The sequence below is a fragment of the Streptomyces sp. 2P-4 genome (assembly GCF_030167965.1).
GTDB lineage: Bacteria > Actinomycetota > Actinomycetes > Streptomycetales > Streptomycetaceae > Streptomyces > Streptomyces globosus_A.
Window position 1 is genome coordinate 6,050,345 of record NZ_CP095011.1, and the last position, 17,834, is coordinate 6,068,178.

Here is a 17,834-nt window from a genome sequence, read left to right on the forward strand (position 1 = left end):
GTTACCGCCAGTAACGCACTGGCGGGTGCGCTGTTGGAGGGGACATGGCGGAGTTCACCATGGAGCTCAACGAGGACCAGAGGCAGGTCCGGGACTGGATCCACGGCTTCGCCGCCGACGTCATCCGGCCCGCCGCCGCCGAGTGGGACGAGCGGGAGGAGACGCCCTGGCCCGTCATCCAGGAGGCCGCCAAGGTCGGCATCTACTCCCTCGACTTCTATGCCCAGCAGTACTTCGACCCCACCGGCCTCGGCGTCCCGATGGCCATGGAGGAGCTGTTCTGGGGCGACGCGGGCATCGCCCTGTCGATCGTGGGCACGGGCCTCGCCGCCATCGGCGTCCTCGCCAACGGCACCGAGGAGCAGATCGGCACCTGGATCCCCCAGATGTACGGCACCCCGGACGACGTGAAGGTCGCCGCCTTCTGCTCCTCGGAGCCCGACGCCGGCTCCGACGTCGGCTCCATGCGCACCCGGGCCGTCTACGACCAGGCCAAGGACGAGTGGGTCCTCAACGGGACGAAGACCTGGGCCACCAACGGCGGCATCGCCAACGTCCACATCGTCGTCGCCGTCGTCGATCCCGGCCTCGGCACCAAGGGGCACGCCTCCTTCATCGTCCCGCCCGGCACCCCCGGCCTCTCCCAGGGCCAGAAGTTCAAGAAGCACGGCATCCGCGCCTCCCACACCGCGGAGGTCGTCCTGGAGGACGTGCGGGTCCCCGGTTCCTGCCTGCTCGGCGGCAAGGAGAAGCTCGACGACCGGCTCGCCCGCGCCCGCGAGAGCGCCCGGGCCGGCGGGGAGCGCGTCAGGAACGCCGCCATGGCCACCTTCGAGGCCTCCCGCCCCGCCGTCGGCGCCATGGCGGTGGGCACCGCCCGCGCGGCGTACGAGGTCGCCCTCGACTACGCGAAGACCCGCACCCAGTTCGGCCGGCCGATCATCGACAACCAGGGCGTCGCCTTCCAGTTGGCCGACATGCGCACGCAGATCGACGCGGCCCGCCTGCTGGTCTGGCGCGCCTCCTGGATGGCGGTCGCCGGGCGGCCGTTCACCTCCGCCGAGGGCTCCATGTCGAAGCTGTACGCGAGCGAGGTGGCCAAGAAGGTCACCGCCCAGGCCGTGCAGATCCTCGGCGGCAACGGCTACACCCGCGAGTACCCGGTGGAGCGGATGCACCGCGACGCCGCCATCTACACCATCTTCGAGGGCACGAGCGAGATCCAGCGCCTCGTCATCGCCCGCACCCTCTCCGGCATGCCGATCCGCTAGCGGGTCGGCCGGTCCAGCGGCCGAAGGCAGCGCAGGGAGCCGTCCTCCGGGGTGTACTCCAGGGCGGCGATGTAGTCGCCGTTCGCGCAGGGGGCCCCGTGGACCCGGTACTGGGCGTCGGGCGAGGAGCAGTCCACGACCAGCAGTTTCTGCTCCTTCCAGTCGCCGACGTTGCGCACGCACCGGTCGGTGGCCAGCGGCTGCGGCTTCTCGTCGCCGCCCGCCAGCAGGCCGATGACGATCAGCGTCGGCAGGGCGAACGACACCAGCACGACCGCGGCGAGGACGAGCAGGGCCGGGGGACGCCGCCACAGCGGCTTCCCCGGGTCCAGCGGCCGCAGGATGCCGTTCGACGGGGGCGGAAGCCGGTAGTACGCCGCCCGGGGGCCCAGGTTCATCAGCAGGGTCACCGGGGTGATGAACAGCGACAGCGGCCCCCACCAGCCCTGCCACAGGGTGTCCGACTGCATCCGGCGGTAGGTGGCCAGCCCGCAGTCGCGGCACAGCGGCCCCTCCGTCCGCAGGAAGCGCATCAGCACGAACATGCCCTGGTGGCCCCGCACCGTCCCGCGGACCGCGGGCACCGAGCCGCAGATCCGGCAGTCCGGCACCCCCGCCGGGCCGACGGGCATCCCGTAGGGGCCCTGCGGCGCCACCGGAGGCGGCCCAGGCACCGGCGGGTACGGCCCCGGCCCCTGCTGTGGGACGTGGGAGCCGTACGGCAGCCCGTACTGCGGCCCGTGCTGCGCGTACGGGCCCGCGCCGTGCTGCGGGGGCGGTGTGGCCACGGGTTCCTCCTCGGTGCTGCGGCGGCTGCCGGAAGCGGTGATCACGGAACCCTAGCCCGGCATGTCAGGTACGCAGCAAATGGACAAGGGCGCGCCCGAACACCAGCCGCCCGGCCGCCGCGACCAGCGGGTCGAACGGCCGGCCGAGCCCCCGCACCCGCAGGTCCTCGCGCCACAGCACCTCGGCCCCGCCGCCCTCCAGGGGCCGCACCTCGATCTCCGCCCACCCGAGCACCACCCGGCCGCGCTTCACCAGCCGCACCATCCCCGCGCGCCCGCCCGACGGGGGCCGCCACAGCCCGACCTCCATCGGGTCGTCGAACGTGATCCGGCCCACACCGGTGCGCGCCGTGAAGCGGGTCCCGACCCCCGTCGGCGGCGGCGTCTCGACGGTCGTCCGGGTCAGCGGGACGTGCGCGCCGTGCCCCTCCCAGTCGGTGAGCCGCCGCCAGGCCTCGCCGGGCGGCAGACACGTACGGTGAACGATCCGGATACCGGGCATGAGCGCATGGTAACCGGGCATACACACCCCGAACCGGACGGCCGAAACGGGTTCCGTCCGGGGGTGGCCATCGGCAATACTCACGGCCACCGTGGATCGCGGAACCGACCGGGTGACCGCCGGCCTCCCGCGCCACACAGCGAGGAGGTGCGCCATGTGCTCCCACCAGCCCCCCTGCCCGTCCGCCGACAGCGCAGACCACGATGCCGCCCGTGTGGTGGCCTCCCACCCCGAACAGGGCTGGAGCCTGCTGTGCAACGGCCTCCTGGTCTTCGACGACACCGGCGAACTGCTCCCCGACGGCCGCGTGGTGGAACCCCGCCGCCCGGTCCTGGTCTGAGCGAGGAGGCCGCATGCGCCAACAGCTGATCCGCAAGCCCGTCCCGAAGCCCGCCCCCCGAGACCTGGACCTGCGCACGCCGTCGGGAAGACCGCTCCCGTACTGACGGGAGCCCCTCGGCAGCACCTCGGCAGCACGTCCGCCGCAGTGCCTCCGGCTCCCGCCGGCTGCCGGTCAGCCCGTGGGAGCCGCCGCGCCGCCCAGGAAGGCGCTCTCGTAGGCCGCGTCGCCGATCGCGGCCCGGGCCTGCCGCTCGCCCTGCTCGCGCAGGGCCGTCAGCGAGGGTGAGCCCATCTGCGGCCGCCCCACCGTCCGCCACCAGGCGTGCCCCGCGCCGAGCAGCCGGGCCGCGAGCTCGCCGTCTCCGAGCGCCGCCACCGCCGCCGCGAGCAGGTCCAGGCCCAGCGCGATCCCGGTGCGGTCGCCCAGCAGCCGCTTCCCCGACAGCATGGCCCGCACGTGCCGGGCGGCCTCCTCCGGGTGGCCGAGCCCGAACGCCGCGACGGCCAGGACGTAGTCCGCGTACGCCCGCAGCCAGCGCTCGTCGAGGTCGGCGCACGCCTCGCGCAGGCCGCGCGCCTCCGCGGCCGCCTCCTCGTACCGCCGCAGGTCGCACAGGGCGTACCCGGTGACCAGCCGGCACAGCAGCCGGCCCGGCCCGTCCTCCGGTCCGCCGTGCCCGGCGCGGGCCCGCGGCCCGGCCAGCTCCAGGGCCCGCCGCGGGTCGCCGGGCAGCATCACCGCCGCCGCGTACAGGTGGGCGGCCCGCAGGGCCCGCTCCGGGTCCTGCGCACCGTCCGCCAGGCGCGTGCACTCCTTGCCCAGCCGCCGTGCCGTGTCCATGTCGCCCTGGAGCAGGGCGGTCAGCCCGAGGGCCCACTGCGCCTGGGCGCGGACCGGGCCCTCGGGCGGTCCCTCCTCCAGGGCCCGCTCCAGGAAGCCGCGGCCCTCGTGGACGTGCCCGCAGGCGAACCAGAAGAACCACAGCGCCCCCGCCATCTCCAGGGCCGCCGCCGGGTCGGTGCCCAGCAGGTGCTCCAGCGCCGTCCGCAGCTGGGGGTGCTCGGCGGTCATCCTGCGGTACCAGTCGACCTGCCGCGGCCCGATCCAGCCGCGGTCGGCCGCCCGGCAGAGCGCGGCGTACCAGTGCGCGTGCCGGTCGGCGACCGACCGCACCTCGCCCAGCTCGCCCAGCCAGTCGTGGCCGTACTCGCGGATGGAGTCGAGCATCCGGTAGCGGGCCCCCGCGCCCCGCTCCTGCAGGCGCCGCACCACGGACTTGGCGACGAGTCCGGAGAGCACCCGCTCGACACGGGCCGCGGACAGCGGGCCGCCCGCGCAGACGGCGCGCGCGGCGGCCACGTCGAAGTCGCCGGTGAACACGGACAGCCGGGCCCACAGAAGCCGCTCCAGCGGCTCGCACAACTCGTGGCTCCACCCGATCGCGGTACGCATCGTGCGGTGGCGGGGCGGCCGTCCGGGCCCGCCACCGGAGTCGGCCAGCACCTCGAAGCGGTCGCCGAGGCGCTGGGCCATCCGCTCCAGCGGCCACGTCCGCAGCCGGGCCCCGGCGAGTTCCAGGGCGAGCGGGATCCCGTCGAGGCGGCGGCACACCTCGGCGGCGAGGGCCGTCCGGGCGGGGTCGTCGAAGACGGCGGCCGTGCGCGGGGAGGCGGCCAGGGCGCGGTCGCGGAAGAGGGCGAGGGCGTCGCTGTCGGAGCCCTCGCAGGGCAGCGGGGACAGCTCGACGACCTTCTCGCAGGGGCTGCCCAGCGGTTCGCGGGAGGTGACGAGGACGGTCAGGTCCGGTGCGGACTGCAGGAGTTCGCCGGCCAGGTGGCGGCAGTCGGCCACCATGTGCTCGCAGGTGTCGAGGACGAGGAGCAGCTCCTTGTCGGCCATCCAGGCGCACAGCTCCTCGTCGAGGGGGCGTGCGGAGTGGTCGGCGAGCCCCACGGCGTGGGCGACGGTCATGGTCAGCAGTGCCGGGTCGCGCAGTGGCGAGAGGTCCACCCACCAGATGCCGTCGGGGCGGGCCTGTTCGGGGTCGGAGGCGGCGCACAGGGCGAGCCGGGACTTGCCGACGCCGCCGACGCCGGTGAGCGTGACCAGCCGGCGGGTGCGCAACAGGAGGTGTAACGAGGTGAGTTCCTCCTCCCGGCCGATGAAGCCGGCGGGTTCCGGCGGGAGGTTCCCCGGTGGTGCGGAGACTGCGGGACCGGGGTCGCCGTCCGCGGAATCCGCCGGTCTGTTGTTGAACGAGTACTCTCCGAACACGGGAGTATTGTGCGTGATCTTCGCGATCCGACGTGCCGTTACGCCCGGATCGCTGTCAGCTCGCCGATGTGCCTCCGGGTCGTTCATCCCGCCAGTACGATGCGCCGGCGCTCGGAGAAGGCGCCCCAGGTGCCGTCCGGCAGCCGGGCGCGCAGCCGCAGTTCCCACACGGTGCCCGGCGGCTCGGTGACGGTGAGGCGGTGCCTCGCCTCCCGGGCCGGCACCGCACCTGCACCGAATTGGATGACGGTGACGGGCCTGCCGTTGACGTGCAGCTCGTACGCCTCGGTGGGTCGGCCGGTGCCGGGGGCCGTCCAGGCGAGGTCGACGGCGCCGGGGGAGGGGGTCGCGGTGAAGCCGGCGGGCGCGGTCTGCGGCCCCTGCTCCGCCGAGGGCGGGGTGGTCACGGCTGCGGGCGGGCCGTCGGGGGAGGAGTTGTCCGCGCCGTCGCGGGCCCGGACGGTGAAGGTGTAGGCGGTGTCCGGCTGGAGGTCCGTCAGCGGGGTGGAGGTCTCGGCGGGTCCGGCCGTGTGGATGCGGATGCCGGCCTGGTAGACGTCGTACGCAGTGACGCCGGTGTCGTCGGTGGCGGCGGACCAGCTCAGGGTGACCGTACGCGGGCCGTCGGCGCGGGCCTCGGTGCGGTCGGGCGCGGTGGGCGGCCGGCGGTCCTCGGCTGCGGCGGCGGGGGTGGCGGTGCGGGCGGCGGCGCTGGGCGCGGAGGTGTTCCCCGCGGCGTCGCGGGCCCGGACGGTGAACGTGTAGGAGGTCTGCGGGGCCAGGCCGGTGATGTCCGTCATCGTCTTCTCGGCCGGCAGGTCGCGGACGAGCCTCCCATCCTGGAAGACCTGGTAGTTCGCCACCCCGTCGGCGGCGGCCGCGGCGTCCCACATCACGTGGACGGAGGTGGCGCTGCCGGCCTGGGCGGTGAGGCCGGCGGGGGCCGCCGGGGCGGTCGTGTCGCCGCCCGCGCACCCGGCGAGCAGGGCGGCGAGTCCGGCGGCCAGGCCGGGGCGGAGCAGGGCGGCGGTGCGGGGCACGGGCCCTCCTCGGCGGCCGTTCCTCGTAAAGGTCTAGACATATATGGCATGCGGGCGGGCGGCCGGGCAAGACCCGGACGGCCCCGGCTGCGTGCGCAGGCGGCGCGGTTGTGCCCGGTTCGTCTTCTTCTGCGCCTCTCTGGCATTATTGCGATCTCTTTGCAACAGCAGTCGATCGCAAACTGCTGGACATTCGGCAACACAGGGAAGTGCACAGCATGACGGCCCGGACAGCACGGGGAGCGGCCGCCGCGGCGCTCGCCGCCGCACTCATCGCAGGCGCGGCGGCCTGCTCCAACCCCGCCGGATCCGCCGCGGCGTCCGGGGCGGCCGACTCGGTCGTCGTCGGCATCGCCAACGAGCCGGAGACCCTCAGCCCCCTGCTCGGCTACGGCAAGGACGGCAACTCCAAGGTCTTCGACGGGCTCCTCACCCACGACGCGGACATGAAGCTGCAGCCCGCCCTCGCCGAGGCCCTCCCGGAGGTGTCCGCCGACGGCCTCACCTACACCTACCGGCTGCGCCGCGGGGTGGCCTTCAGCGACGGGGCGCCCTTCTCCGCCAAGGACGTCGTCTTCACCTACCGCACGATCCTCGACGCCCGCACGAACAACGCCTCCAAGGCCGAGCTCGACGCCGTCGCCGCGGTCGAGCAGCAGGGCGAGGACACCGTCGTCTTCACCCTGAAGTACCCCTACGCCCCCTTCGCCGAGCGAACCGTCCTCCCCATCGCCCCCGAGCACATAGCCGGCCGGCAGGACGTCAACGCCGGGGACTTCTCCACCCGGCCCGTCGGCACCGGCCCGTACGTCCTCACCGGCTGGTCCAAGGGCGAGAAGCTCACCCTCAAGGCCAACCCCTCCTACTGGGGCGGCGAACCCGCCGTGAAGAAGCTCACCATGGCCGTCGTCAAGGACGACGACGTCCGCGCCACCCGCCTGCGCTCCGGCGAACTCGACGCGGCCATCCTCCCGCCGAACCTCGCCCAGGGCTTCGCCGGCGACAAGGCCCGCACCACCCTCGCCGCCACGTCCTTCGACTACCGCAACGTCACCCTCCCCACCCACCACCCGGTCACCGGCGACCCCGCCGTCCGCCGCGCCCTCGACACCGCCGTCGACCGCAGGGCCATGGTCGACCGGCTGCTGGAGGGCGCGGGCAAGCCGGCCTACGGGCCCGTCCCCACCGACAGCCCCTGGTTCGCCGCCGGCACCGAGCGCACCCACGACCTCGGCAAGGCGAAGAAGATCCTCGACGACGCCGGCTGGAAGCCCGGCGGCGACGGCATCCGCGCCAAGGACGGCGTCCGCGCCTCCTTCCCGCTCTGGTACCTCTCCGGCGACAAGATCCGCCAGGACCACGCCCTCGCCTTCGCCTCCGACGCCAAGAAGGCCGGCATCGAGGTCAAGGCCGAGGCCGGCACATGGGAGGCCATCGAGCCGCGGATGAAGACCGACGCTGTCCTCGCCGGCGGCGGCTCCCCGGCCGACCCCGACTTCGACCAGTACCTCCTGCTCACCTCCTCCCTCGGCGGCGACGGCTTCAACAACATGGCCCGGTACGACAACAAGGCTGTCGACCGCGCCCTGGAAGAGGCCCGCCGCAGCGGCGACCCGGCCGTGCGCAAGGCCGCCTACGACACCGTCCAGCGCGAACTGGCCCAGGATCCCGGCTACGTCTTCCTCACCCACATCGACCACCTCTACGTCGTCGCCGACAGGTGGGAGGGCCTCACCACCCAGGTCGAGCCGCACGACCACGGCCTCGGAGCCGGTCCCTGGTGGAACATCGAGGACTGGAAGCCGAAGCAGAAGTGACCGCCCGCCCCGGCCGCACCCCCTGGGGGCCGATGGCGCGCATGGCGGGCCGGCGGGCACTGCTCGCCGGCCCCGTCCTGCTCGCCGTCACCTTCGGCGTCTTCGCCGCCGCCGACCTGTCCCCCTTCGACCCCGTCAGGGCGTACGCCGGCACCGCCGGCCTCACCGCCCCGCAGGCCGAGCTCGACCGGCTGCGCGCCAACCTCGGCGCCGACCGCCCGCTCGTCGAGCGCTGGTGGGACTGGCTCACCTCGGCGCTCGGCGGCGACCTCGGCACCTCCGCCTCGCTGCGGCAGCCCGTCGCCGACGCCATCGCCGAGCGCGTCGGCTGGTCCGCCCTGCTCGCCGCCACCGCCTTCGCCGCCGCGCTGGCCGCCGGCACCGCCCTCGGCGTCCTCGCCGCCCGCCGCCGCGGCGGCCTCCTCGACCGGACCGCCACCGCCCTCGCCTACACCCTGCAGGCCGCTCCCGCGTTCTGGCTCGGACTGCTCGCCGTCTGGCTCTTCTCCGTCCGCTGGGGCGTGCTGCCCTCCGGCGGCCTGACGGACGCCGGCAGCGACACCGTCACCGCCGGCCAGGTCGCCCGGCACCTCGTCCTCCCCGCGCTCGTCCTCGCCCTCTCCCAACTGCCCTGGTTCTACCTGTACGTCCGCCAGGGCGTGTGCGACGCGCTCGCCGAGGACCCCGTCCGCGGCGCCCGCGCCCGCGGGCTCGGCGAGCGGCGTGTGCTGCTCGGCCACGCCCTGCGCTCCGGGCTGCTGCCGGCAATCACCCTGACCGGCTCCCGCATGCCCGAACTGATCACCGGCGCGCTGCTCGTCGAGACCGTCTTCAGCTGGCCCGGCATCGCCGCCGCCACCGTCCAGGCGGCGACCTCCGTCGACTTCCCCCTGCTCGCCGCGCTCACCGTCCTCGCGACGGCCGCCGTCCTCGCGGGCAACCTCCTCGCCGACCTCCTGCACGGACTCGCCGACCCACGGGTGGGCTTCGATGGCTGACCCGCTCACCGCCCCCGTGTGGCGCCCCGCCGGCGGCCGCCGCGGCCGGCGCCCCGGGCGGCGGGTCCCGGGGCTGCGGCTGTGGGTCTGCGCCGCCGTCGCGGCCGCAGCCGTCCTCGCCGTGCTGCTCGTCCCGCCGCTGGTCCGGCTCGACCAGCAGGCCGTGGACCTCTCCGCCCGCCTCCTCCCGCCCTCCGCCGCCCACCCCTTCGGCACCGACGACCTCGGCCGCGACCTGCTGCTGCGCTGCGTCTACGGCCTGCGGGTCTCGCTGCTCACCGGCGTCGTCGCCGCACTCGCCGCCACCGTCGTCGGCACCGCCGTCGGAGCGGCCGCCGCCGCCCTCGGCGGGTGGACCGACCGGCTCACCATGCGCGTCGTGGACGGCTTCGCCTCCGTCCCGCCCCTGCTGCTCGGCGTCTTCGCCGTGGCGCTGTTCCGGCCCGGGGTGTGGCCCGTCGTCGTGTCCGTCGCGCTCACCCACTGGCTGTCCACGGCCCGCATCGTGCGCGCCGAGGTGCTCTCCCTGAAGTCCCGGCCCTTCGTGGACGCGGCCGTCTCGGGCGGCGCCTCCCGGTGGCGGGTCACCGTACGCCACCTGGTGCCCGGGGTGCTCCCGCAGGCCGGGCTGGCCGCCGTGCTGATGGTCCCGCACGCGGTGTGGCACGAGTCCGCGCTGTCCTTCCTCGGCCTCGGCCTGCCCGCCCACCAGGCCAGCCTGGGCGGCCTCGTCCAGGCCGGGCGCGGCTCGCTGCTCGCCGGCCACTGGTGGCCCACCCTCTTCCCCGGCCTCTTCCTGATCCTGCCCACCCTCGCCGTCGCGGGCCTGGCCGCAGCCTGGCGCGAGCGCCTCGACCCGCGCCGCCGCTCGGAGCTGACGCTGTGACCGACGCTGCCCCCGCCCTCGACGTACGCGGGCTGAGCGTGCGTTTCCGGATGCCCGGAGGCCGGTACGTGGCCGCCGTCTCCGACGCCTCCTTCCGGATCGCCCCCGGCAGCTGCCTGGCCCTGGTCGGGGAGAGCGGCTGCGGCAAGTCCGTCCTCGCCTCCGCCCTCCTCGGCCTGCTGCCCGGCAACGCCGACACCGCCGGCTCCGCCCTGCTGCCCGACGGACTGGACCTGCTCACCGCAGGAGAGGCGGTCCTCGCCCGCACCGTCCGCGGCCGCCGCATCGGCCTGGTCCCGCAGAGCCCCGCCGCCCACCTCACGCCGGTCCGCACGATCCGCTCCCACCTGGAGGAGGCCGTACGCGAACTCGCCCACCCGGCCGCCTCCGCCGCCCGGGGCCGCCGCGCCGCCCGCGAGGCCGTACGCGCCGCAGCCGAGCGGGCCGCCGAGCGGGCGGCGTTCCCCGCGAGCCACCTCGACCGCCACCCGCACGAGCTCTCCGGCGGGCTCGCCCAGCGCGCCGCGACCGCCCTCGCCCTCGTCGGCGACGCCCCCCTGCTGCTCGCCGACGAGCCGACCACCGGCCTCGACCGCGACCTCGTCCACCGCACCGCCGACGAACTGCGCGCCCACACCCGGGACGCCGGCCGCGCCCTGCTGATGATCACCCATGACCTCGCCGCGGCACACCGCATCGCGGACACCGTCGCCGTCATGTACGCCGGCCGCATCGTCGAAACCTGCCCGGCGGACGCGTTCTTCGGCCGGCCCGGCCCCCGCCACCCGTACGCCCGCGGCCTCCTCGACGCCCTGCCCGAGCGCGCCTTCACCCCCATCCCGGGATCCCCGCCCGAACTCGGCGCCCTGCCGCCCGGCTGCGCCTTCGCCGCCCGCTGCCCGGGCGCCGACGCCCGCTGCCGCACCGAACTGCCCGCACCCGCCTCGGGGGTGGCCTGCCACCATGCTTGAACTCCGCGACATCACCGCCGGATACGAGCGGCGCCGGCCCGTCGTCGAAGGCGCCCGCCTCACCCTGCACCCCGGCGAATCCCTCGGCCTCCTCGGCCCCAGCGGCTGCGGCAAGTCCACCCTCGCCCGGGTCGCCGCCCTGCTGCACCGCCCCGACCGCGGCACCGTCACCCTCGACGGGCACACCGCGACCGGCTTCCGCCACCGGGCCCCGCGCTCTCTGCGCACCGCCGTCGGCGTCGTCTTCCAGCAGCCGCGCCTCGCCGCCGACCCCCGGATGCGGCTGCGGGACCTCGTCGCCGAACCCCTGCGCGCCACCGGACGGCGCGCCGAGGCGGCCGGCGCCGTCGCCGACCTCGCCGGGCGGGTCGGCCTCGGCGCGGACCTCCTCGACCGGCGCCCCCACGAGGTCAGCGACGGCCAGCTCCAGCGCGCCTGCCTGGCCCGCGCCCTGGTGCTGCGGCCCCGCTGGCTCGTCTGCGACGAGATGACCGCCATGCTCGACGCCTCCACGGCCGCGGCCCTGGTCGGCGTCGTCGAGGAGTACCGGGCCGACACCGGCGCCGGCCTGCTCGCCGTCGGCCACGACCCGGTCCTCCTCCGGCGCTGGTGCGACCGCACCGCCCACTGGAAGGAGATCGCCGGGCCGCACTGACCGCGGGGGCCGGCGGCGAGTGGTTCACTGGCCGCATGCCCCTGGAGAACTACGGCGTGCTGTCCGGCACCCTGCACCGCCACTTCCGCGACCGGCCCGACGACCAGGGCCGCTGGTACCACGTCCACCTGGAGGTGGACACCCCGGAAGGCCGCTATGCCTGCGCCGTCGACGTGGACAGCAAGAAGTCCGCGGTCGGCGTCCAGTGGAAGGTGTTCACCCTGCACCCCTCGGTGCTGGAGCCCGTCGACGCGCCGTCCCCCGGCTACCACGACCTGGCGCGCACCTCCGGATCGGGCGCGATCGACTACCAGCGCCACCCCGCCCTCGCCGAGCGCACCGGATGCCTCTTCGTGCGCCGCCCTCCGGGCTGGGTGCAGCGCATCCTCGACCGGATCGACCCGCCCCGCCCCTGGACCGCCGGCAGCCACCTGGAGGCCTCGGCGGCGCTGGAGCCGATCCTCGTCCCCGGCCGGCCGGTCCTCGTCTTCGGCGAGCCCTTCGACGAGGGGCTCGGCATGCACAACATCCACCAGAACCAGGGCGATCCGGCCGGCAGCCAGTGGTGGGACGAGAACGGCACCTGGCAGGACGGCGCCACCATGACCCGCCGCCCCGACGGCCTCTACGACGTCTTCCTCTCCAAGTTCTCCACCCAGGCCGACACCACGGACGCCGGCGGGCACCCGGTGTAGGGCGCCCGCCGGCGGCCGGTGCTGCGGGCGGGGTCAGCCGCGCGGCGGCACCTGCTGCGGGCGGCCCCGGCCGCGCGTCAGGGAGTACCCGAACACGCCCGCCAGGGCCGCCAGTACGCCGCCCGCGGCCGTCCACACCCAGCGGTCGGACCAGCGGCCGCCCGACCAGCCGCCGTCCGGCTCGCCCACCGCGGCGGGCCGGTCCCCGCCGGCCGGGCCCGCCGCGCCGCCCTCCGCCTCGGCGGCGAGCCGGGCCGTGATGCCGGGCACGAGCGGCTGGGCCAGCGCCCCGTCCACCGCGAAGGCGCCGCCCGTGTCGCGGGTCTCGGCGGAGACCTCCACCCGCACCGGCTGGCCGAGGTCCTCCTTCGCCACCTCCGCCGCCGTCAGCCGCACGTAGTAGCTGCCGGGCAGCGGGTCGTGGGCCCAGGGCTCCGCGCCGGGGCGCACCGTGCGCAGCGTGCAGGACAGCTCCACCGTGGCGGCGTCCTTCGCGGCGGTCGCGCTCTGGGCGCCGTACGTGCAGGCCTGCCGGCGGCGCAGCCCGTCGTACACGTCGATCCGCCAGGTCGAGGCGGCGTGCCGGGAGGCCGCGGGCGGCAGCTTCACCGACGCCTTGACCGTGGCGCGCTGCCCCGAGTCCAGCGGCAGCACCCAGTACAGGTAGTCGCCGGTCGACGCCTCCGCCGTGGCGCGCAGGCCCGGCTGGAGCGGCGTGGCCGTGCGGAACGCCGTACCGGCCTCGGTCGGTCCGGCGGCCCCGCCGCCCGGACTCGCGCTCGCGTTCGCGGAGGGGGAGCCGGCGGCGGCCGCGCCGGCCCCCGCGAGCAGGCCGCCCGCGGCCAGTGCCGCGGCGGTGAGCATCCGTACGGTACGCATCAGTTGGTCCTCCAGACCGAGATACGCCAGCGGGAGATCCAGCCCCACACCAGGCCCGCGAGCAGTCCGGCCACGGCCAGGACGCCGAGCAGCCACCAGCCGCGGCCGAGGCCGAAGGAGGCGGCGTCGGAGGCGCCGTCGGGGCCGTCCACCAGGTCGACCACCAGCTCGACCGGCATGCCCGGGGCGGCCTTGACGGAGGCCGGCGCGGAGAAGGAGTTGCTGACCTGGAGGCACACCGTCTCCACGGCCTGCCTGTCGTCCTCTTCCTCCGCGTCCGCCCCGCCCTTGGGATAGCGCAGCCCTGTCGAGATGACGTCGGTGCGGCCGTCGCCGGCCTCCGAGCCGCGGACGATCTCCCGCCCGTGGACGGTCACCGCGCGCAGCATGACCCCGTAGTCGTTGTTCACGGCCCGGTCCGCGGCGATGCTCACGGAGGCCCGCAGCTCCTGGCCGGGCCGGACGTCCACCTGGTACCAGCGGTGCTCGCCGAACGGCTCGCGGTCGGTGTACAGGCCCGCGCCGAGCTTCGGCGCTCCCTGGCACTGCTTCGCGCCCTGGGTCGCCACCGGGGTGACGACGGGGGTCGCGGCCCGGTCGACCAGCTGCTTGACGCGGCCCGACAGCTCGTCCGTGTGCCGGACGGAGGTGTACGTTCCGCCGGTCGCCTCGGCGATGCAGACCAGCTGCTCCCGCGTTTTCGCGTCGGGCACCAGGCCGAGGGTGTCGATCACCAGGTGGATCCCCTGGGCGGCGATGTCGCGGGCGACCTCGCAGGGGTCGAGGGGGGCGCAGGTGTCCTCGCCGTCCGTGATCAGCACGATCCGGCGGGTGGCGTTGCCGCCCTTGAGGTCCTCCGCGGCGCCGAGCAGGGCCGGGCCGATCGGGGTCCAGCCGGTGGGCGCCAGGGTCGCGACGGCCGCCTTCGCCTCCACCCGGTCGAGCTTCCCGACCGGGTAGAGCTGTCTGGTGTCCTTGCAGCCCTGCTGGCGGTCGTCCCCGGGGTAGTCGGCGCCGAGCGTGCGTATCCCGAGCCGCACCTCGTCCGGAGTGGCGTCGAGCACCTCGTTGAACGCCTGCTTGGCGGCCGCCATGCGGGACTTGCCGTCGATGTCCGTCGCCCGCATCGAGCCGCTGACGTCCAGCACCAGCTCGACCTTGGGGGAGTCCTTCGCCGCCGGCTCGCCGGCCGCCGCGCTCGCCGGGAACAGCCCGGCCGCGAGCGCGGCCAGCAGGCCGCACGCCCCTGCCGCCGCCCATTTTCTTGTGATCATCGCCGGATCGTATTGAGGATCGTGCGGCAATCCAAACCCCTGCCGCCCGCCGGCGGCCTGCGAGCCGCACGCCGCGCCCCTATCCTGGGCACAGGGGCCGAGCCGCTCGCGCGTCGGCCGGAGGCGACACCCATGAGACGACGCCATCACTTCCACATCGACCACGCCGGCCACTCCGTCAGCGCGACCGTCGAGACGGGGCACCGCGTCGAGGTGGAACTCCTGGTCGACGGCAAGGAGACCGGCCACGGCACCACCCGCGGCGACCGGCCCGTCGCCGTCCGCGTGGAGCTCCCGACCGAGCCGGCGACGCCGGTGACCGTGCGCGTCACCCCCGGCCCCGGCGTCCCCCGCTGCGTCCTGGTCGCGCCGGGCGCCGACCCGATGGTGATGTCGCCGCGGCCCTACTGAAGGCCCGGCACGGCCGGCAGCGGCGCGGGGAGCGGCGCCCCGCTCCCCTCGACGAGCCCGGCGACGTGCTCGGTCACCATGGCGAGGATGCCGGCTGCCGCCGCGTCGTCGCCGAGGACGAGGAAGTTCAGGGTGAGCCCGTCCGTCACGGCCGCCAGGTAGCGCGCCAGCACCGGCACCGGTACCCGCAGCTCCAGGCCGAGGGTGCCGCGCACCTCCTCGACGAGGCCCGCGTACACGTCGCGGTACAGCTCGTGCTGCCTCCTGGCGAGGTGCTCGAATCCCGGCCGGCGCAGGGCGTACTGGGTCAGCTCGTAGGTGAGCATGTGCTCGGCGGGGTGGGCGCGGACGTGGTCCCAGTACGCGGCGAAGCCCGCCTCCACCGTCTCGCGCAGGGTGGCCCGCGGGCGGATGGCCTCCTTCACCACTGCGAGGTAGTGCTCCGTGATCGTCTCGATCACCGACTCCAGCAGCGCCTCCTTGGAGTCGAAGCAGTAGTGGAAGACGCTCAGCGACACCCCGGCCTCGGCGGCGATGGAGCGGGTCGTGGTGCGGGAGACGCCGTCGCGGGCCATCGCGCGGATCGCCGCCTCGGTGAGCAGGCGGCGCCGCTCGGCCAGCGGCATGCGGGGCATGTGTGTCCTTTCCTGTCACCGCGCGGGGTGGGCGGTCCGGTGGGGCGGCCGGGCCGCATGAGCGGACCCGGCCGCCCCGGGGCCGTCAGCTGCTGTACACGCCGAGCTCGTACAGCGAGTAGCCCCACTGCGTGCCGCGGCCGAGGCCGTGGACGCGTACGTGCCGGGCGGTCACGCCGTCGAACCGGGCGGTGTCCAGGCCGCCGTCGCCGGTGGTGGTGGACCACACCGTCCGCCACCGGGCGCCGTCGTCGGACACCTCGATCCGGTACTCCCGCCCGTGGGCCCGCTCCCAGTCGAGGGTGACGCGCCTGACGAGGGCGGGCGAGCCGAGGTCCACGGCCAGCCACTGGTCGTCGCTCCAGCCGCTCGCCCAGCGGCTGGAGCGGCTGCCGTCCACGGCACGGCCGGCCGCGTAGCTGACGAACGGGTTCCATTCGGTGGAGCTCGCCGACGCGGCCGCGCCCGCGGCGAGGTTCACGCCCGCCTTGTGCCGCTCGGAGGCCCCCCAGGTACGCAGGTAGGACTCGGCGCCCTTGAACAGGTCGTCGACGACCTCCTGTCCGCCGACGATCCGGACGTCCTCGATCCAGTCGGGGACCATCCCGTAGTGCGCGGCGCCGTCGGTGTTGAGGTCCCAGGTGCGCTGCCCGGTGGTCTGCCGGTCGATGACCGAGCCGCCGTCCGTGCTGCGGAAGGGGTAGCGCACCGGGTTCGGGGTGTCCGCCCCGCGCGGCGCGGGCCAGCCGCCGACGCCGTTCATGTCGGTGCCGAAGCCGTAGCCCACGCCGTACTTCTCGCGGAGGGCGTCGGTGCGCTTGGCCTCGGCGCTGAAGCTCTCGGCGCCGTTCATGTAGCCGGTGGCGAAGCCGCCCAGCCTGTAGAGGCGCTCCAGCCAGCCCATGTCCATCCAGCTGTGCGAGGAGATGACACCGGGGTAGGACTCGGACTCCAGGATGTCGAGGGCCCGGCCGGCGGCCTTGACGCTCATGTGGTCCACTTCGAGCATCATCTTCCGCTTCATCATGCCGCGCAGCGCGTACTCGCCGAGCTCGGTCAGACCGCGGGTGTTGCAGCGGGCCTCGGCGGAGTAGGAGGGCATCGACACGCCCGCCGGGAGCTGCTTCTGCGCCGAGGGCGCCGCGGCCAGGCCGATCGGGTTGTCGTGCTGCGGGCCCGTGCACTGCTCCGTCTGCCAGAAGGTGCCCGTGGACAGGAACTGGCCCACGTTGATCGCGGTGCCGAGCGCGCCCTCGTCGAAACGGACCCCGCACAGGGCGTTGTCGAACTTGTGGCACAGGAACATGCTGCGCACGCCGAGCCGGTGCAGCTCGTCGAGGCCGCGGTCGATGTCCTCCCGGCTGCACTGGGCGATGTCCAGGATCTGCTTGCACCCGAACGGCTCCGAGGTCTCCACGCCGAGGACCACGGCGAGCTTGCCCTGCTTGACCACCTCGCGCGCCTGCTCCGAGTCGGTGACGATCCGGAACCAGCCCTTTCCGGGCCCGCCGTACATCTTGTCGACGTAGGCCTGCATGTCGTACGTCTTCTGCGCCTCCAGGCGGATGGCGGTCATCTCGTCGCAGCCGCGGTCCTTGAAGAAGTAGACCGAGCAGATGACCCCGTTGGTGACGAGGTCGTTGACGAGGACGCGCTGGCCGCCGCGCCAGGCCCGCTCGATCCACGCGTAGTAGTTCTGCTGGTGGGTCAGCGAGTCGTGTGCGGGCCAGTCCTTGAAGGTCGGCCAGCCGTTCGGGTCGTGCCTGCCGTCGCCGCCCTTGGTGATGAAGTCGAAGACGGCGAGGGTGCCGTCGGGGTAGTGCTCGGGGCAGTCCTTCAGCGCGTCGGCGATGCCCTGTTCGGAGAACGGCCGGCCGCAGATGAGGCGGCCGCCGAAGCCCTCGTTCGACATGATGTGGTCGTGTGCGTCGACGAACCCGCGCACGTTCCCCTGGGCGTCGGTGCCCTTGAAGGGCTCGCCGGTGACGTTGATCTGCGAGTCGGGTGCGGGCCGGGCGGTGGGGGCCCACCAGTCGGCGTCGGCCGAGGCGCCGGGCGCGGGGCCGAGCGACACGGCCAGCGCGGCGGCGAGGAGCAGGGCGAGCAGTGTGAGTGGTCGGCGGCGGACGGGGCGGCGTCTGGTCATGGTCACACTCGCGTCATCGGGAGTCGGCGGGGCGCGGTCGAGGACGCAGGGCCGTGTCGGAAAACCCGGCTGATTGTCATGTCCCGCGCGAAAGGTGCGTCGAGAATCCCGACTGCCGCGCGGAGAGTCAAGAGTCCGGGTCAAGCGACCTGATGAAACATCAGGTCTCCCTCCGGCGTGCATCCCTGCCGGTCCCGGCCGTGATCCCGTGCCCCGCCCCACCCCGCCGGCCGGGGGTGGGCGGCAGCC

Annotated in this window: 17 protein-coding genes; 9 read left to right on the forward strand and 8 right to left on the reverse strand. The window is 74.8% G+C overall.

Annotation, left to right across the window (positions count from 1 at the left end; all coding sequences use genetic code 11):
• Positions 1-44 precede the first annotated feature (44 nt).
• A complete protein-coding gene (locus MUK52_RS26940; RefSeq protein ID WP_114056543.1) occupies positions 45-1,271 on the forward strand; it encodes an acyl-CoA dehydrogenase family protein in 1,227 nt (408 codons plus the stop codon).
• Here MUK52_RS26940 and MUK52_RS26945 read toward each other — a convergent pair.
• Together MUK52_RS26945 and MUK52_RS26950 are read right to left on the reverse strand one after the other, a co-directional pair.
• Positions 1,268-2,059, reverse strand: coding sequence for an LppU/SCO3897 family protein (locus MUK52_RS26945; RefSeq protein WP_284580806.1), 792 nt, complete (start codon positions 2,057-2,059; stop codon positions 1,268-1,270). The two genes, MUK52_RS26940 and MUK52_RS26945, sit on opposite strands and share 4 nt — an antisense overlap.
• Positions 2,060-2,123: 64 nt before the next feature.
• Positions 2,124-2,561 (reverse strand): SRPBCC family protein, encoded by a 438-nt coding sequence (locus MUK52_RS26950; protein WP_284580808.1) that lies wholly within the window; start codon positions 2,559-2,561, stop codon positions 2,124-2,126.
• Between the two features lie 154 nt (positions 2,562-2,715).
• On the opposite strand from MUK52_RS26950, the gene MUK52_RS26955 reads away from it, so the two are divergent.
• The gene (locus MUK52_RS26955; protein ID WP_114056540.1) at positions 2,716-2,901 is read left to right on the forward strand and encodes a DUF5999 family protein; all 186 of its coding nucleotides are present in this window, start codon (positions 2,716-2,718) and stop codon (positions 2,899-2,901) included.
• A gap of 174 nt (positions 2,902-3,075) precedes the next feature.
• Here the strand turns inward: MUK52_RS26955 and MUK52_RS26960 are convergent, their stop codons facing one another.
• A complete protein-coding gene (locus tag MUK52_RS26960) occupies positions 3,076-5,178 on the reverse strand; it encodes an ATP-binding protein (RefSeq protein WP_284580810.1) in 2,103 nt (700 codons plus the stop codon).
• A gap of 83 nt (positions 5,179-5,261) precedes the next feature.
• Positions 5,262-6,218, reverse strand: a complete 957-nt coding sequence (locus tag MUK52_RS26965) for a fibronectin type III domain-containing protein (protein WP_246042627.1) — start codon at positions 6,216-6,218, stop codon at positions 5,262-5,264.
• Between the two features lie 218 nt (positions 6,219-6,436).
• Here MUK52_RS26965 and MUK52_RS26970 point away from each other — a divergent pair, with 218 nt between their 5' ends.
• The 6 genes from MUK52_RS26970 to MUK52_RS26995 are packed head-to-tail and all read left to right on the forward strand — an operon-like array spanning position 6,437 to position 12,240.
• Positions 6,437-8,035: an ABC transporter substrate-binding protein gene (locus MUK52_RS26970; RefSeq protein ID WP_284580813.1), complete on the forward strand. Its 1,599-nt coding sequence runs from the start codon at positions 6,437-6,439 to the stop codon at positions 8,033-8,035.
• A gap of 32 nt (positions 8,036-8,067) precedes the next feature.
• Entirely contained in the window at positions 8,068-9,033 is a 966-nt protein-coding gene (locus MUK52_RS26975) for an ABC transporter permease (RefSeq protein WP_114058789.1), read from the forward strand.
• The gene (locus MUK52_RS26980) at positions 9,026-9,919 is read left to right on the forward strand and encodes an ABC transporter permease (protein ID WP_114056537.1); all 894 of its coding nucleotides are present in this window, start codon (positions 9,026-9,028) and stop codon (positions 9,917-9,919) included. Before MUK52_RS26975 ends, MUK52_RS26980 begins: the two co-directional genes overlap by 8 nt.
• Complete coding sequence (locus MUK52_RS26985; protein ID WP_502963600.1) at positions 9,916-10,890, forward strand: ABC transporter ATP-binding protein; 975 nt, start codon at positions 9,916-9,918, stop codon at positions 10,888-10,890. Before MUK52_RS26980 ends, MUK52_RS26985 begins: the two co-directional genes overlap by 4 nt.
• Positions 10,883-11,545, forward strand: coding sequence for an ABC transporter ATP-binding protein (locus MUK52_RS26990; RefSeq protein WP_114056535.1), 663 nt, complete (start codon positions 10,883-10,885; stop codon positions 11,543-11,545). Before MUK52_RS26985 ends, MUK52_RS26990 begins: the two co-directional genes overlap by 8 nt.
• 35 nt (positions 11,546-11,580) lie before the next feature.
• The gene (locus MUK52_RS26995) at positions 11,581-12,240 is read left to right on the forward strand and encodes a DUF2278 family protein (protein ID WP_284580816.1); all 660 of its coding nucleotides are present in this window, start codon (positions 11,581-11,583) and stop codon (positions 12,238-12,240) included.
• A gap of 33 nt (positions 12,241-12,273) precedes the next feature.
• Here the strand turns inward: MUK52_RS26995 and MUK52_RS27000 are convergent, their stop codons facing one another.
• Together MUK52_RS27000 and MUK52_RS27005 are read right to left on the reverse strand one after the other, a co-directional pair.
• Positions 12,274-13,119, reverse strand: a complete 846-nt coding sequence (locus MUK52_RS27000) for a hypothetical protein (protein ID WP_284580819.1) — start codon at positions 13,117-13,119, stop codon at positions 12,274-12,276.
• Positions 13,119-14,393: a VWA domain-containing protein gene (locus tag MUK52_RS27005; RefSeq protein ID WP_284580821.1), complete on the reverse strand. Its 1,275-nt coding sequence runs from the start codon at positions 14,391-14,393 to the stop codon at positions 13,119-13,121. The genes MUK52_RS27000 and MUK52_RS27005 overlap by 1 nt, the downstream gene beginning before the upstream one ends.
• Positions 14,394-14,525: 132 nt before the next feature.
• Here MUK52_RS27005 and MUK52_RS27010 point away from each other — a divergent pair, with 132 nt between their 5' ends.
• On the forward strand, positions 14,526-14,804 hold the full coding sequence (locus MUK52_RS27010) for a hypothetical protein (protein ID WP_114056531.1): 279 nt from the start codon (positions 14,526-14,528) through the stop codon (positions 14,802-14,804).
• Here the strand turns inward: MUK52_RS27010 and MUK52_RS27015 are convergent.
• Both MUK52_RS27015 and MUK52_RS27020 read right to left on the reverse strand, forming a co-directional pair.
• Positions 14,798-15,439 carry a TetR/AcrR family transcriptional regulator gene (locus MUK52_RS27015; RefSeq protein WP_284580824.1) on the reverse strand — a complete coding sequence of 214 codons (642 nt, stop codon included), beginning with the start codon at positions 15,437-15,439 and terminating at the stop codon, positions 14,798-14,800. The two genes, MUK52_RS27010 and MUK52_RS27015, sit on opposite strands and share 7 nt — an antisense overlap.
• 85 nt (positions 15,440-15,524) lie before the next feature.
• A complete protein-coding gene (locus MUK52_RS27020) occupies positions 15,525-17,585 on the reverse strand; it encodes a galactose-binding domain-containing protein (protein WP_284580826.1) in 2,061 nt (686 codons plus the stop codon).
• Between the last annotated feature and the right edge of the window lie 249 nt (positions 17,586-17,834).

Excerpts from the sequence above, each read along its gene's own strand:
- MUK52_RS26940 (WP_114056543.1), top strand. The coding sequence starts at position 45 with ATGGCGGAGTTCACCATGGAGCTCAACGAGGACCAGAGGCAGGTCCGG.
- MUK52_RS26950 (WP_284580808.1), bottom strand. The coding sequence starts at position 2,561 with ATGCCCGGTATCCGGATCGTTCACCGTACGTGTCTGCCGCCCGGCGAG.
- MUK52_RS26955 (WP_114056540.1), top strand. The coding sequence starts at position 2,716 with ATGTGCTCCCACCAGCCCCCCTGCCCGTCCGCCGACAGCGCAGACCAC.
- MUK52_RS26970 (WP_284580813.1), top strand. The coding sequence starts at position 6,437 with ATGACGGCCCGGACAGCACGGGGAGCGGCCGCCGCGGCGCTCGCCGCC.
- MUK52_RS26975 (WP_114058789.1), top strand. The coding sequence starts at position 8,068 with ATGGCGCGCATGGCGGGCCGGCGGGCACTGCTCGCCGGCCCCGTCCTG.
- MUK52_RS26980 (WP_114056537.1), top strand. The coding sequence starts at position 9,026 with ATGGCTGACCCGCTCACCGCCCCCGTGTGGCGCCCCGCCGGCGGCCGC.
- MUK52_RS26990 (WP_114056535.1), top strand. The coding sequence starts at position 10,883 with ATGCTTGAACTCCGCGACATCACCGCCGGATACGAGCGGCGCCGGCCC.
- MUK52_RS26995 (WP_284580816.1), top strand. The coding sequence starts at position 11,581 with ATGCCCCTGGAGAACTACGGCGTGCTGTCCGGCACCCTGCACCGCCAC.
- MUK52_RS27000 (WP_284580819.1), bottom strand. The coding sequence starts at position 13,119 with ATGCGTACCGTACGGATGCTCACCGCCGCGGCACTGGCCGCGGGCGGC.
- MUK52_RS27005 (WP_284580821.1), bottom strand. The coding sequence starts at position 14,393 with ATGATCACAAGAAAATGGGCGGCGGCAGGGGCGTGCGGCCTGCTGGCC.
- MUK52_RS27010 (WP_114056531.1), top strand. The coding sequence starts at position 14,526 with ATGAGACGACGCCATCACTTCCACATCGACCACGCCGGCCACTCCGTC.
- MUK52_RS27015 (WP_284580824.1), bottom strand. The coding sequence starts at position 15,439 with ATGCCCCGCATGCCGCTGGCCGAGCGGCGCCGCCTGCTCACCGAGGCG.
- MUK52_RS27020 (WP_284580826.1), bottom strand. The coding sequence starts at position 17,585 with ATGACCAGACGCCGCCCCGTCCGCCGCCGACCACTCACACTGCTCGCC.